Annotated in this window: 12 protein-coding genes; 6 read left to right on the top strand and 6 right to left on the bottom strand. The window is 65.2% G+C overall.

Going from position 1 to position 13,013, the window contains the following annotated elements:
- The first annotated feature begins 29 nt into the window (after positions 1 to 29).
- Positions 30 to 416 (top strand): STAS domain-containing protein, encoded by a 387-nt coding sequence (locus ACHIRB_RS03430; RefSeq protein ID WP_233528567.1) that lies wholly within the window; start codon positions 30 to 32, stop codon positions 414 to 416.
- A gap of 10 nt (positions 417 to 426) precedes the next feature.
- Here ACHIRB_RS03430 and ACHIRB_RS03425 read toward each other — a convergent pair whose 3' ends face one another.
- Positions 427 to 837, bottom strand: coding sequence for a PPOX class F420-dependent oxidoreductase (locus ACHIRB_RS03425; RefSeq protein WP_395116075.1), 411 nt, complete (start codon positions 835 to 837; stop codon positions 427 to 429).
- 31 nt (positions 838 to 868) lie between these two features.
- Between ACHIRB_RS03425 and ACHIRB_RS03420 the strand changes: the two genes are divergently transcribed.
- From ACHIRB_RS03420 to ACHIRB_RS03405, 4 genes are read left to right on the top strand one after another with little or no spacing between them, the layout of a single operon-like run.
- Positions 869 to 1,630: an SDR family NAD(P)-dependent oxidoreductase gene (locus ACHIRB_RS03420; RefSeq protein ID WP_395123405.1), complete on the top strand. Its 762-nt coding sequence runs from the start codon at positions 869 to 871 to the stop codon at positions 1,628 to 1,630.
- Positions 1,627 to 2,871 carry a precorrin-6y C5,15-methyltransferase (decarboxylating) subunit CbiE gene (cbiE, locus tag ACHIRB_RS03415; protein WP_395123406.1) on the top strand — a complete coding sequence of 415 codons (1,245 nt, stop codon included), beginning with the start codon at positions 1,627 to 1,629 and terminating at the stop codon, positions 2,869 to 2,871. Before ACHIRB_RS03420 ends, cbiE begins: the two co-directional genes overlap by 4 nt.
- 51 nt (positions 2,872 to 2,922) lie before the next feature.
- Positions 2,923 to 3,525 (top strand): DUF8020 domain-containing protein, encoded by a 603-nt coding sequence (locus ACHIRB_RS03410; protein ID WP_395123407.1) that lies wholly within the window; start codon positions 2,923 to 2,925, stop codon positions 3,523 to 3,525.
- Positions 3,491 to 4,282, top strand: coding sequence for a cobalt-precorrin-6A reductase (locus tag ACHIRB_RS03405; RefSeq protein ID WP_395123408.1), 792 nt, complete (start codon positions 3,491 to 3,493; stop codon positions 4,280 to 4,282). The genes ACHIRB_RS03410 and ACHIRB_RS03405 overlap by 35 nt, the downstream gene beginning before the upstream one ends.
- Here the strand turns inward: ACHIRB_RS03405 and ACHIRB_RS03400 are convergent.
- The 4 genes from ACHIRB_RS03400 to cobG are packed head-to-tail and all read right to left on the bottom strand — an operon-like array spanning position 4,274 to position 8,209.
- Positions 4,274 to 4,930, bottom strand: coding sequence for a SanA/YdcF family protein (locus tag ACHIRB_RS03400; protein WP_395123409.1), 657 nt, complete (start codon positions 4,928 to 4,930; stop codon positions 4,274 to 4,276). The genes ACHIRB_RS03405 and ACHIRB_RS03400 overlap by 9 nt on opposite strands.
- On the bottom strand, positions 4,927 to 6,432 hold the full coding sequence (cobJ, locus tag ACHIRB_RS03395; protein WP_395123410.1) for a precorrin-3B C(17)-methyltransferase: 1,506 nt from the start codon (positions 6,430 to 6,432) through the stop codon (positions 4,927 to 4,929). Before cobJ ends, ACHIRB_RS03400 begins: the two co-directional genes overlap by 4 nt.
- Positions 6,429 to 7,061: a precorrin-8X methylmutase gene (locus ACHIRB_RS03390; RefSeq protein WP_395123411.1), complete on the bottom strand. Its 633-nt coding sequence runs from the start codon at positions 7,059 to 7,061 to the stop codon at positions 6,429 to 6,431. The genes cobJ and ACHIRB_RS03390 overlap by 4 nt, the downstream gene beginning before the upstream one ends.
- Before the next feature lie 26 nt (positions 7,062 to 7,087).
- On the bottom strand, positions 7,088 to 8,209 hold the full coding sequence (gene cobG, locus ACHIRB_RS03385; RefSeq protein WP_395123412.1) for a precorrin-3B synthase: 1,122 nt from the start codon (positions 8,207 to 8,209) through the stop codon (positions 7,088 to 7,090).
- Positions 8,210 to 8,396: 187 nt separating this feature from the next.
- Here cobG and ACHIRB_RS03380 point away from each other — a divergent pair, with 187 nt between their 5' ends.
- Complete coding sequence (locus ACHIRB_RS03380; RefSeq protein WP_395123413.1) at positions 8,397 to 11,969, top strand: cobaltochelatase subunit CobN; 3,573 nt, start codon at positions 8,397 to 8,399, stop codon at positions 11,967 to 11,969.
- 7 nt (positions 11,970 to 11,976) lie between these two features.
- Here ACHIRB_RS03380 and ACHIRB_RS03375 read toward each other — a convergent pair whose 3' ends face one another.
- A complete protein-coding gene (locus tag ACHIRB_RS03375; RefSeq protein ID WP_395116095.1) occupies positions 11,977 to 12,705 on the bottom strand; it encodes a heme peroxidase in 729 nt (242 codons plus the stop codon).
- Positions 12,706 to 13,013 lie beyond the last annotated feature (308 nt).

Below are 13,013 nucleotides of genomic sequence, written 5' to 3'. Positions count from 1 at the left end.
CGGCAATGCGATAGGGCAAGATTGACCGCATGACAACGCACGCGTCGGAGTCCGCGGCATCGGCTCCCGACACGATGAACACCGAACTGTCCGTCAACGGCGGGCTGACCATCCTTGCGGTGAGTGGCACGATCGACATGGCGACGGCGCCCGTACTGCAGACCGCTGTGCGCGAGGCAGTGAGCAGTACTTCGGCCGGCTTGATCATCGATTTGTCCGATGTCGAGTTCTTGGCGTCGGCCGGTATGACGATTCTCGTGGAAGCACGTCAGCGGATCGGCGATTCGGCAGCGTTCGCAGTTGTCGCCGATGGCCCAGCCACCAGTCGCCCGTTGTCGCTGACCGGTTTGGACAAGGCACTCGGCCTGTACGCGACCGTGGCGCAAGCCGTTGCTGCTCTCGGGCCAGAGGCCTGAAGGGCTCCGTTCAGCGCAGTAGAGAAGATCCGAGGACCCGTCGCACGTCTATCTCGACGACGACGCGGGCTGGATTGACGCGGGGTTGGCGATAACGCACCGCGTACCGAGCTACCGCATCGGCGACCGCGTCGGGATCGGTGAGGACGACCGCTGGGCCTTCCAAGGTCAGCCACCGGCCACCATCCACCTGAGACACCGCCCCGTAGGCGCCTCGGCCGGCGTTGAGCGCCTTCTGTGACCCACCGCTGGTGATGACGCGTGCCTTGCCTGCTTCCGGGTCCCAGGTGAACCCGACGGCGACGACGTGCGGGGTGCCGTCCGTCCGCAAAGTTGTGAGGGTTGCGAGATGACGCTCGCGTACGAAGGCGAGTGCGGTCTCGGTCAGAACGGTGACGGCGTCGGAGGGGGTGGTCGGCATGCCACGACGGTAATCGAGGAAACTGACTGCCATGGCTTTCGGATCGAAGACTCTCGCGCAGGGTTCGGTTGTGCTGCTCGGCGGGCGTAGCGAGATCGGACTCGAAATTGCCGATCGACTCGCGGCCGGGCGGACCGTCGTACTCGCCGCCCGACGAAGTACCGAACTCGATGCCGAAAAGCAGCGGTTGCTCGATCGTGGCGCCGCGGCGGTGCACGCTGTCGAATTCGACGCCGACGCGGTAGCAGACCACGGTCCGATACTGGACGCGATCGTCGCCGACCACGGTCGAATCGGCGTGGCAATTCTCGCATTCGGCATTCTCGGCGATCAGGATCGCGCCAGCACGGACGCGGCGCATGCCGTCGAGGTGGTCCACACCGACTTCGTCGCACAGGTGAGCGTCCTTACCCATCTCACGAAAATCCTTCGAGCACAACGTGCTGGGCATCTCGTCGTGTTCAGCTCGTTCGCCGGCTTCCGAGTCCGGCGCGCCAATTACGTCTACGGCTCGGCGAAGGCCGGACTCGACGGATTCGCGTCGGGTCTCGCGGATGCGTTGGTAGGCAGCGGTGTTCATCTGCTGCTGATCCGATCGGGCTTCGTGATCGGACGAATGACCGAAGGGATGTCGCCCGCACCGTTTTCGAGCACTCCGCCCGATGTGGCGGAGGGGGTAGTCGCGGGGTTGTCGAAGCGGTCGAACGTTGTCTGGGTGCCGAAGGCATTGCGGCCGATGTACTTTGCGACGCGGTTCGTGCCACGAGCCGTCTGGCGACGGTTGCCGAGGTGACCGAACGGGTTGTCGTTGTCGGGATCGGCGCCGACGGCGTCGACGGGCTCTCGCGTCGAGCACTACGAGAGCTGGCCGAATGCGACGTGCTGCTGGGTTCGCGACGGCAACTCGAACTCGTCGACGTCGGTTCAGCGGAGCGGGTGCCCTGGCCGACACCGCTCGTACCTGCGCTGCCAGGCTTGTTCGATCGGTATGCGCAGCACAGGATCTGCGTTCTGGCCAGCGGTGATCCGATGTTCCACGGCATCGGGGTGACACTCGCGCGGTTGCTCGGCGCCGACCGCCTCGAGGTGCTACCGCAGGCATCGTCGGTGTCGCTCGCCTGTGCACGGTTGGGCTGGGCGGTCGCCGACACAGCCGTCGTGAGTCTTGTCGATCGCCCGGTCGAGACGTTGCTGCCCGCGCTGTACGACACCGGTCGCATCGTCGTGCTCAGTCGTGGCGTGCAGACACCAGGTGAGATCGCCGAACTGTTGTGCGCCAACGGGTTCGGAGCGTCGACTGTGAGCGTTCTCGAGCAGCTGGGTGGACCCGCCGAGAGACGAGTCGACGGTGTCGCGCAGACGTGGGAGCATCCGGTCGGCGACGCGTTGAACGTCGTCGCGGTGACCTGCGTCGCCGAGGTCGCCGGCCGCAGGGTCACCCGCATCCCCGGCTTGCCTGACGACGTCTTCGGCGGTGACGGCCAGCTGACCAAACAGGAGGTTCGGGCGCTGACCCTGAGCGCGCTTGCACCGGCGCCCGGTGAGCTGCTCTGGGATGTCGGAGCAGGTTCCGGCAGCATCGCGATCGAGTGGTGCAGAACCAGTTCGCTGTGTCGTGCAATCGCATTCGAGCACGTTGCGGCACGGGTCTCGACGATCGAAGCCAATGCTCGTGCCCTCGGCGTTCCCGGCGTCCCCGGCGTGACGGTGCGTGGCGCAGCACCGGCGGCCTTCGACGAGGCACCTGCGCCCGACGCCATCTTCGTCGGCGGGGGAGTCACCGTGCCGGGATTGCTGGAAGCCTGCTGGGACCGACTGGCTCCCGGCGGGCGCCTCGTCGCCAACGCGGTGACCGCCGAGTCGGAAGCGTTGCTGGTCGAGTGGTCTTCGAAGTTCGGTGGAACGTTGCGGCGCTTGCAGGTTCATCGTGGGGAACCGCTCGGCAGATTCACCACCTGGCGACCGCAACTCCCCGTCGCGCAGTTGATTTTAGGGGCACAGGAAGCCATGGCACCTGACGATGAGCGACGCTAAGGTTTCAGTGGGAACTGGGCACAAGTCCAGTAGAACAGGGGAGAACACCGAATGAAGGTCGGAAAGCTCACAACCATTGCAGTCATGGCCATCGCCGCGGTCGGCATCACAGCGGGCACCGCGCACGCGGCACCCGCACCGGCGGGGTTCGAGAACAGCGACGGCGGCGTCGGCTATCGCACGGAAGTATCGGGCCAGGCGGTGACGACAATTGTCGATGCCGGTGCATTCACGCTGACGAGGGCGGGAACAGCCGTCAGCCTCACCAACGACGCGGGCGCGGTCGTCACCGAGATTCCCTTGGTGTTCGACGTTGCGGGCCAACAGGTTTCGGTCGCTCCCGCCATCGATGCGGCGGGTCGTAGTTTGACTCTGACGCCGTCGGTGAGCCCGGCGAGTGCAGCGGTTCTGCAGGATGTCAGCGCGCAGGACCGCTTTCTGTACGAGCTCAATCGCGCGTCCTTCGGTATCGGTGTCGCCGCTGCAATCGGCGCAGGCATCGGGCTTGTGACCGGCTGCATCATCGGGATCGTCGTCGGCTGCATCCCCGGCGTGCTGATCGGAGCGGCTATCGGTGCGGTGGTCGGTGCCGTCAACACCGGCGGTCAGCCGCTGCTCGATGCCGGATACCAGTACCTCACGGGTCAGCCATGAGCACTGGGTGAAAGTTCTGCTGCTCGGCGGGTCGGGTGAAGCCCGTGAACTCGCCGAACTGTTGACCGGCGAGCCGGGAATCGATGTCGTTTCCTCGCTCGCCGGTCGGCTGCGCAATCCCAGGCTGCCCGACGGGGAGGTGCGGGTCGGTGGTTTCGGCGGTGCCGAAGGTTTGCGAGACTGGTTGCACGAGAATCTGATCGATGCTCTCGTCGTGGCTACCCACCCGTTCGCGGCCCGGATGACCAGCAATGCGATCGACGCTGCCACCGCACTCGGATTGCCGTATCTCGTCCTTCGACGTCCGCCGTGGCAGCCAGTGCCCGGTGACCGCTGGACGCCTGTCGAATCGATGGCTGTCGCTGCGGCGGTGCTTCCGGAGTTCGGCGATCGTGTCTTTCTGACGATCGGGCGGCAGGGGGTCGACGTCTTTGCCGAGGTAGGATCCTGGTTCCTGATCCGAGCGATCGATCGACCGAGTCGGGCGCTGCCCCCGAGGCACGAATTGCTGCTCGAGCGTGGACCTTTCAGCGTGGAGCACGAGCTAGCGCTGCTCGAGAATCATGGTATCGACGTGCTTGTCACGAAGAACAGCGGTGGCGATCAGACCGTCGCGAAACTTGCTGCCGCCCGAATGTTTGGTTTGCCCGTGATCGTCGTCGATCGGCCCGACCTCGGCGTCAGCGCAGCTGTCGTGGACACTGTCGACGGCGTAGTGAATTGGCTCCGAGTCGTGCGAGGCAGCGCGTCAGCCTAGAGCTGCAAGGGCCTTTTCGATGGCGTCGTCCGGCTCGGAGACCACCGTCGGTCCGTGCCGCAGGAGAATATCCACCACCGCCCGCGGTCTGGCGAGCAGCCATTCCCTACCGCGATTGCGCGCCAATGACGTTGCACGACAATTGCATTCGCTGTTGACACCAACAGCGTTCAGGCCAACCCGACGGCTCAGTGCGACGATTCGAGGCACGTGAAAAGCCTGCGAGACGACGAGTGCCCGCTCGATACCGAAGGTGTGCACGGCTCGTGCGCACGTGTCGTAGGTGCGTAGACCGAGCGGATCGCCGACGATGCGCTCGTGTGGAATACCTTTGCCGACAAGGTATTCGGTCATCGCGGCGATCTCGTCGCCGGAGCTGCCGTTGCCGTCGCCCGATACCAGCACCACACCGACGCGACCTTCGTGAAACAGCTGTACGGCGGTGTCGAGACGGCCGGCGAGAAACGACATCGGTTGGCCGTCGCGGACCTGTGCGCCGAGCACGATCGCAACCGCCGTCGTCGGCGCCTCGGCGGGTGTGCGGATCCGGCCGGCCGCCGCGAGCCGGATCCAGACGTTCGCACCGACGACCGCGGCGATGCCGATGGATGCTGTGACCCGAGCCGCGCGGCTGACCGATCCAGTCATTGTTCCGGATACCGCCTGGAGGTGAAAACCCTTGTGGTGTCGTCGGTGTGGTGAATCGTTGTCGTCGACGATCCGATGATCAGCAGCGTCCGCATGTCCACGTCGGCTGGATCGAGTTCGGCGAGCTGTACCACCCGCACACTCTCGGTAGGTCCGGCGACGTCGCGCCCGATGATCACCGGGGTGTCCGGAGATCGATACTCGAGCAGCAGATCTCGCATCGCACCGACCTGCCAGGTCCGCGACCGCGACGCCGGGTTGTAGACGGCGATCGCCATGTCCGAGGCGGCGGCAGCCGAAATACGTTTGGCGACAACGTCCCACGGCTTCAATCGGTCCGAGAGCGAGATGACGGCGTAATCGTGGCCGAGCGGTGCGCCGACCCGGCTGGCAACAGCGTTGGCGGCGGTCATTCCCGGCAGTACGCGAACCGGCACCCCGCGCCATTGATCTTCGGTCGCGACTTCGAGCACCGCGGCCGCCATCGCAAAGACGCCAGGGTCGCCCGACGACACCACACAGACCCGCGCCCCACGTTTTGCGAGATCCAAAGCCATTGCCGCACGCTCGGACTCGACGCGATTGTCGCTAGCGTGGCGACGCTGACCCAAGCGATGCGCGACGCGATCCAGATAGGGTCCGTAGCCGACGAGATCGGTCGCCCGTTCGAGTTCGGCGCGGACCTCCGGAGTCGTCCATTCCCGAGCGCCGGGCCCGAGTCCGACGACGACGACCTCGCCTGTCACGTCCGGTTGCGGCGCCGTGGTGCGAGCGTTGCCAGCACCTGGAACGAGGACGATCGAGAAGTAGGGAACGTCGTCGTCGACCACGTCCGCCGCGCCGAGGACGCGCTGCCGACCTGTGCTTGCCCGTTCGACATAACGTGCGTCGTCGAGTCGACCCGAATCCGACAGTGCCTGTCGCACGGTGGGATAGGTTCGGCCGAGCTTCATTATCGCCGCTGCATCGGTGTCGGCGAGTCGGCGTGCGAGTTCGGCTTCCGGCAATGTGCCCGGCAAGATGGTCAGCACCTCGTCGCCTTCGCACAGCGGTGTTCCCAGCGCAGCTGCGGCGGCACTGACCGACGTGACGCCGGGAACGATCTCGGCCTCGAACCGTTCGACCAGACGTTTGTGCATATGCATGTAGGAGCTGTAGAAGAGCGGATCGCCTTCGGCGAGCAACGCGACGCTGCGCCCCGCTTCGAGATGTGCGGCAAGGCGTTCCGCGGAGGCAACGTAGAACTCGTCGATCGCTCCCTGGTAGCCGCCGGGGTGATCAGTCGTCTCCGTCGTCACCGGATAGACGAGGTGTTCCTCGATTTGGTCGCCCCGCAGGTACGGTGCCGCGATGGCGCGGGAGATGCTTCGCCCGTGGGCTGCGCTGTGGAAAGCGACGACGTCGGCCGCGGCGATCACCTTCGCGGCTTTGACGGTCACCAACTCGGGATCGCCCGGTCCGAGACCGACGCCCCATAGTTTGCCGAAGGTCTTGTCGGTCACTCGATTTCACTCGCGATACCGTTCAGTGCTGCTGCCGTGATCGCGCTGCCGCCGCGGCGGCCGCGGACAACCAGGTACTCGATTCCGAGAGCGGCCGCCTGTTCGACGAGTGCGTCCTTGGATTCGACGGCTCCGATGAAGCCGACAGGTCCGCCGACCACCGCGGCAGGTCGCGGACCACCGTGCTCCACCAGGTCGAGCAGGTGGAACAACGCGGTCGGGGCGTTGCCGATCGCCACGACCGCACCTTCGAGGCGGTCACGCCACAGCTCGAGGGCCGCAGCCGAGCGCGTTGTCTGCAGCGCTTCGGCGAGGACGGCCACCCGCGGATCGGGCAGAGTGCAGACCACCTCGTTGTCGGCAGGCAAGCGGCGGCGGGTGACTCCGGCGGCGACCATGCGGGTGTCGCAGAGGATGGGTGCTCCGGCGTGCAGTGCAGCGCGAGCGACGGTGACGACGTCGGGTGTGAACGCGATGTCCTCGGTCAGATCGACCTGGCCGCAGGCGTGAATCATGCGCACGACGACCTGCGACACATCGGCAGGAAGCGCGGTCAGATCGGCTTCGGCGCGGATGGTTGCGAACGATCGGCGGTAGATCTCGGCGCCGTCGCGGATGTAGTCGAGCATGAGGCAACGATAGATACAGAGCGAAGTCAGTCGACGACATACCCCGCGTCGGTAGCGACGACGTCGGTCACGTCGCCGCGTGGACGTCCGCATTTTCGGTCGCAACCGACCCAGTGCTGACGTCCGGCAGTAGGCAGTTCGTCGTTCTCGACAGCGTCTGTCACGTCCGCTCGGACGTCGGCACGTGACTTGTCGCAACCGGGTTTGCCGGTGCACGCGCTGATCCGCAACCAGGGCGATTCGCTGTCGAAGATCAGTCCCATCGGCGCGAGGACGCGCACCACCTGTTCCGCTGCCCATTCGTCGAGGTCCGCGATGATGATCGACCGCCACGGCGTCACGATGATCGGGCGTTCGATCGCGGCGAGAAACTGAGCGGTTCGGGCAGGCAGAATGCCGAGCCGCACGCCGGCGCCGAGGCTGACGAGGCCGTCGTCCTGGGGGAGCCAACCGATCGGCGGCAGTTCGGGCGGCTCGAAGGTGAGCGGGTCGGCGTCGCCGACGAGGCCGAGGCTGTCGAGGAGTGTGCCGACGCCGCCTTCGAGTTCCGCCAGCCGCCACTCGTCGCTGCGGTGGTCGACGAATGCAAGTGCGGCTCGGATCGCGTAGTCGACACCGTCGTCGATCGATACGCGTGCACCGGTGTCTGCGCCAGCAAGCACGAGCGCGAACTCGCGGTCCGAGACGGCGTGTAGACCGATGTCAGCGCCGAGTCCACTGACGTCGCCGCGACCGTCGTCGATCGACAGCAGGACGCGGCCGGGAAGTTCGGCGAGCACGGCGTCGGCGCGGATGGCGGCGTCGAGTCCGAGAACGTGCTCACGGACATCGACGAGTCCGCTGATGCGACCGGACAGCGGCGAGGCGACGATGTTGCGAACACGTTCGTGTGTCGCGGACGGCAGCAGACCTGCCTCGGCTAGTCGGTCCGCGAGTGCAGCGGGGTCCGATACGGCGCGTAGCTGCACGTTTCCGCGCACTGTGAGTTCGATGTCGCCGTTGCCGAGGTCGATGGCGGCGTCGGCGAGAGTGGTCAACTGATCGGGCGTGAGCAGTCCGCCGGGCAGCCGGACACGTGCAAGGGCACCGTCGGCAGCGTGGTGTACCTGCAGGGCACCGGGGCAGGCGTCGGGCCGGGATCGAGACACGAATCCAGCGTACGGTGCAGTGCCGTAGGATCCGAGTGCTCGGCGGCAGACGAGGAAACCGGTGAGATTCCGGTGCGGTCGCGCCACTGTGACTCGGCCAGACGGTCCACGTCTGCGCTGAAAGCCAGATCTTCGGTCGGCGAGCGACTACCCGACGGGGCGCGCAACCCCGAGGAAAGGCTGACCCGTGATTCTGCTGCTCTCGACCTCGGATACCGACCTGCTCTGTGCACGTGCGAGCGGCGCCGACTATCGCTGGGCAAATCCCGCCCGCTTGCTCGTCGACGATCTGCCGGCGCTCCTCGACGGTGCCGACCTCGTCGTCGTCCGAATCCTCGGTGGCAAACGGATGTGGGAAGACGGCCTCGACGCGCTGCTCGCGAGCGGCATTCCCGTCGTCGCGCTCGGTGGTGAGAACGCACCCGACGCCGAACTGATGGAGTGCTCGACCGTTCCCGGCGGTGTCGCGGCGCAAGCGCACAACTATCTCGCCGCGGGCGGGCCGGACAACCTTGCTCAGCTGTTTCACTTCCTTTCCGACACCGTGCTGCTCACCGGGCACGGGTTCACCCCGCCGGTGCACACTCCGAGTTGGGGTTTGCTCGAGCGGACCGAGGCGGCCGCAGTCGGACCCGTGATCGCGGTGCTCTACTACCGCGCTCAGCAGTTGGCAGGCAACACGGCCTATATCGAAGCGCTCTGCGCCGCAATCGAAACCGCAGGTGGTCGTGCGTTGCCGATCTACTGCGCGTCGCTGCGGACCGCCGAACCCGAACTGCTGCACACACTTCGCCAGGCCGATGCGCTGATCGTCACGGTTCTCGCTGCCGGCGGCACCAAACCGTCCACAGCGTCGGCGGGAGGCGACGACGAGGCGTGGGACATCGGCGAGCTCGCAGATCTGGATGTGCCGATACTGCAGGGGTTGTGCCTGACGAGTCGTCGTGAGGCGTGGGCGGCCAACGACGACGGATTGTCGCCGCTCGATGTCGCGACCCAGGTCGCCGTTCCGGAATTCGACGGACGCATCATCACGGTTCCGTTCTCGTTCAAGGAGTTCGACGCCGACGGTCTGTCCACCTACGTCCCCGATCCGGAGCGCGCTGCGCGAGTCGCGGGCATCGCCGTTCGCCACGCGCGACTGCGGCACATTCCGGCGGGGGAGCGACGCATCGCGCTGATGTTCTCGGCGTATCCGACGAAGCATGCGCGCATCGGCAACGCCGTCGGACTCGACACACCTGCAAGCGCTGTGCGGCTGCTCGCTGAAATGGCTACCGCTGGATACGATTTGGGGCCCGAAGACACGATTCCCGGCCTCGCGGCCCAGGACGGTGACGCACTCGTCCATGCGTTGATTGCCGCCGGCGGCCAAGATCCCGACTGGCTCACCGCAGGGCAACTCGAAGGCAATCCGATTCGGATCTCCGCAGCGAGCTATGGGCGTTGGTTCGAGACACTGCCCGAGGACCTCCGTGCTGGTGTCGAAGAGCATTGGGGAGCAGCGCCGGGCGAGCTGTATGTCGACCGCACGGCCGACCCCGCAGGCGAGATCGTCATCGCAGCAATGGAATTCGGCAAGATAGTCATCATGGTGCAGCCGCCACGTGGTTTCGGTGAGAACCCGGTCGCCATCTACCACGATCCCGATCTGCCGCCGAGCCACCATTACTTGGCCGCCTACTGCTGGATTCGAGAGTCCTTCGGCGCCGACGCCCTCGTACACCTCGGCAAGCACGGCAACCTGGAATGGCTCCCCGGCAAGACCATGGGAATGTCCGCGTCGTGTGGCACCGACGCCGCGCTCGGTGATCTTCCGCTGATCTACCCTTTCCTCGTCAACGATCCCGGCGAGGGCACGCAGGCAAAGCGCCGTGCGCACGCGACTCTGGTCGATCATCTGATTCCACCGATGGCGCGTGCCGAAAGCTACGGCGATATCGCACGCCTCGAACAACTGCTCGACGAGCATCAGAACGTGTCGGCGCTGGATCCCGCGAAACTTCCCGCGGTCCGGCAGCAGATCTGGACACTGATGCGCGCCGCGAAAATGGACCACGACCTCGGCTTGGCCGAACGTCCCGACGAGGACACGTTCGACGACATGCTGCTGCACGTCGACGGTTGGTTGTGCGAGATCAAGGATGTCCAGATCCGCGACGGTCTGCACATTCTCGGCGAAGCGCCGCGTGGTGAAGCCGAGGTCGACCTCGTTCTCGCGATGCTGCGGGCCCGCCAGATGTGGGGTGGCGAACAGAGTGTTCCTGGTCTTCGCGAAGCGTTGGGTCTCAGCGAGAAGGGCGACGAGAATCGCGGTCGGGTCGACGCGGTGGAGGAGCAGGCGCGCGGTTTGGTGGCAGCGCTGCAGAAAGCCGACTGGAACCCGGACGCGGCGGATTCGCTCACCGACGATGCGACCGTTGCAGCGATTCTGCGCTTCGCTGCGACCGAGGTCGTCCCCCGGCTGCGGCAGACCGACCGCGAACTCGAGTGGATCCTGCACGCACTCGACGGCGGCTTCATCCCAGCCGGCCCGAGTGGGTCGCCGTTGCGTGGTCTGATCAACGTTCTGCCGACCGGTCGCAACTTCTACTCCGTCGACCCGAAGGCCGTGCCGTCCAAGTTGGCCTGGGAGACCGGTCAAGCAATGGCCGAGTCGCTTGTGCAGCGTTATCTCACCGATCACAGCGAGTATCCGAAGTCGGTCGGGCTGTCGGTGTGGGGCACCAGTGCGATGCGAACCTCCGGCGACGACATCGCCGAAGTGTTCGCGCTGCTCGGTGTCCGGCCGGTTTGGGACGACGCGTCGCGGCGTGTGATCTCGTTGGAAGCGATCTCCCTCGAGGAATTGGGACGCCCACGTATCGACGTGACGGTCCGCATCAGCGGCTTCTTCCGTGATGCTTTCCCGCATGTTCTTGCCCTTCTCGATGACGCGGTTCAACTGGTTGCGGCACTGGACGAGCCTGCGGAGCAGAACTACGTCCGAGCGCACACGCTCGAGGCGCTCGCGGAGCACGGTGACGACAGACGTGCCACCACACGCATATTCGGTTCCAAGCCAGGGACCTACGGCGCAGGTTTACTGCAGCTGATCGATTCGAAGAGCTGGCGAACCGATGCCGACCTCGCTGCCGTGTACACCACGTGGGGTGGCTACGCCTACGGCCGCGGTCTCGACGGTGCGCCGGCAGCCGACGACATGCGGACCGCCTATCGCCGTATTGCCGTTGCTGCCAAGAACACCGACACCCGCGAGCACGACATCGCCGACTCCGACGACTACTTCCAGTACCACGGGGGCATGGTCGCGACCGTCCGCGCGTTGACCGGAAAGGATCCGGAGGCCTACATCGGCGACAGCACTCGACCCGATGCGGTCCGCACTCGGACCCTGTCCGAGGAGACGAACCGCGTGTTCCGCGCTCGTGTCGTCAATCCGAAGTGGCTCGATGCCATGCGGCGCCACCGCTACAAGGGTGCTTTCGAGATGGCCGCCACAGTGGACTACCTCTTCGGGTACGACGCGACAACCAATGTCGTCGCCGACTGGATGTACGAAAAATTGGCCGAGAGTTACGTTTTCGACGAGCAGAACCGCAAGTTCATGGAGCAGTCCAATCCGTGGGCGTTGCACGGTATCGCGGAGCGGCTACTCGAGGCAGCGCAGCGCGAGATGTGGGAGAACCCGGAACAGGCCACGCTCGATGGCCTGCGCCAGGTCTACCTCGAGACCGAAGGTGAACTCGAGGGCGAGTAGGGCGGGCCTACTCCTCCTGAACCTGCTCCTCCTGAACCTGTTGCCCGATAGGCCTTCCGGATTCGAAACGCCAGATGGCGTAGGCAAGTCGGTCGGAGTCGTGGCCACAGTGCTCGGCGACGTCCCGCAGAATGGCGGCGGCGTCTGCGGGTGCGAGCTTGATCGTTGCGGTCGCCCGGCCGAGGTAGCGCACCACCAGATGGTCCGGCGTCTCCAGAGCGACATCGGTCAGCATCGTCAGGTAGCTCCACGTGAGTCCCGACTTCTGACCTGGGATCGCAGTCCACGGCTCGCGAATCTGTCCCAGATCGACGACGTCGCGTAGTTGTTCGGCAGTCTCGATGTTGTTGGTTGTCAACACTTTTGCTGCTTCGAGAATCGCTGCAGCTTTCAGCGGAGCCCCCTGCACGGTCGAGACCGGCCGCCTGTTGCCGATCGCGTCTGCCCACTCGGCCGGACCGCCGACATCGTCGAAGGATCGAATCAGGTCGGTGGCGTTGTCCGCCTCGGCTTCCGATCCTTGCCCTGACCGATATTCGGCGTAGCGATCCAAGATCTTCGCGACGGAGCTGTACTGTGATCTCGTCGACTGGATCGCATCGATGATGCACAGCGCCAACGAATTTCGCATCGAATCGCGCTCGATCCACAGTGTTGGATCACCGAGATCCTGCTTGCACTGCTCGGCGACGGTCAGTGTGTGATCGGCTGCCGAACGGTCGACTGTAATGGTCATCTGCTTCCCCCAGAATGTTGTGCAGAACGTGACACCGCAGAGCGTGGCATGGGGTACCGACAGATTTGGAAAGTGCTGTTGGAAAGTGCCGTTGAACTGCGACTACTGCAGCCGGACATCGGTCAGCATGCCGCCTGCCGGTTCGGACGCCTGATCATGTTGCACTGCAACAACATAGGTTCGAAAATACTCGAGGCCGATTGTCGCGAAGCCCTTGCGGATCCCGGCGAAGTGCGTAAAATAGAACGCATGTACTGCTTATCTGCTTAAGTGGACCTATGCTGGTCAGGTGGATTTCGTAGACGACG

Source organism: Antrihabitans spumae (assembly GCF_043944905.1).
GTDB lineage: Bacteria > Actinomycetota > Actinomycetes > Mycobacteriales > Mycobacteriaceae > Antrihabitans > Antrihabitans spumae.
The sequence above is the reverse complement of the archived record's forward strand: the minus strand, read 5'-3'. Positions and strand labels throughout refer to the sequence as shown.

What these genes read in the sequence shown, in the direction of transcription:
- ACHIRB_RS03430 (WP_233528567.1), top strand. Translation starts at nt 30, where the DNA reads ATGACAACGCACGCGTCGGAGTCCGCGGCATCGGCTCCCGACACGATG.
- ACHIRB_RS03425 (WP_395116075.1), bottom strand. Translation starts at nt 837, where the DNA reads ATGCCGACCACCCCCTCCGACGCCGTCACCGTTCTGACCGAGACCGCA.
- ACHIRB_RS03420 (WP_395123405.1), top strand. Translation starts at nt 869, where the DNA reads ATGGCTTTCGGATCGAAGACTCTCGCGCAGGGTTCGGTTGTGCTGCTC.
- ACHIRB_RS03410 (WP_395123407.1), top strand. Translation starts at nt 2,923, where the DNA reads ATGAAGGTCGGAAAGCTCACAACCATTGCAGTCATGGCCATCGCCGCG.
- ACHIRB_RS03405 (WP_395123408.1), top strand. Translation starts at nt 3,491, where the DNA reads ATGCCGGATACCAGTACCTCACGGGTCAGCCATGAGCACTGGGTGAAA.
- ACHIRB_RS03400 (WP_395123409.1), bottom strand. Translation starts at nt 4,930, where the DNA reads ATGACTGGATCGGTCAGCCGCGCGGCTCGGGTCACAGCATCCATCGGC.
- ACHIRB_RS03390 (WP_395123411.1), bottom strand. Translation starts at nt 7,061, where the DNA reads ATGCTCGACTACATCCGCGACGGCGCCGAGATCTACCGCCGATCGTTC.
- ACHIRB_RS03375 (WP_395116095.1), bottom strand. Translation starts at nt 12,705, where the DNA reads ATGACCATTACAGTCGACCGTTCGGCAGCCGATCACACACTGACCGTC.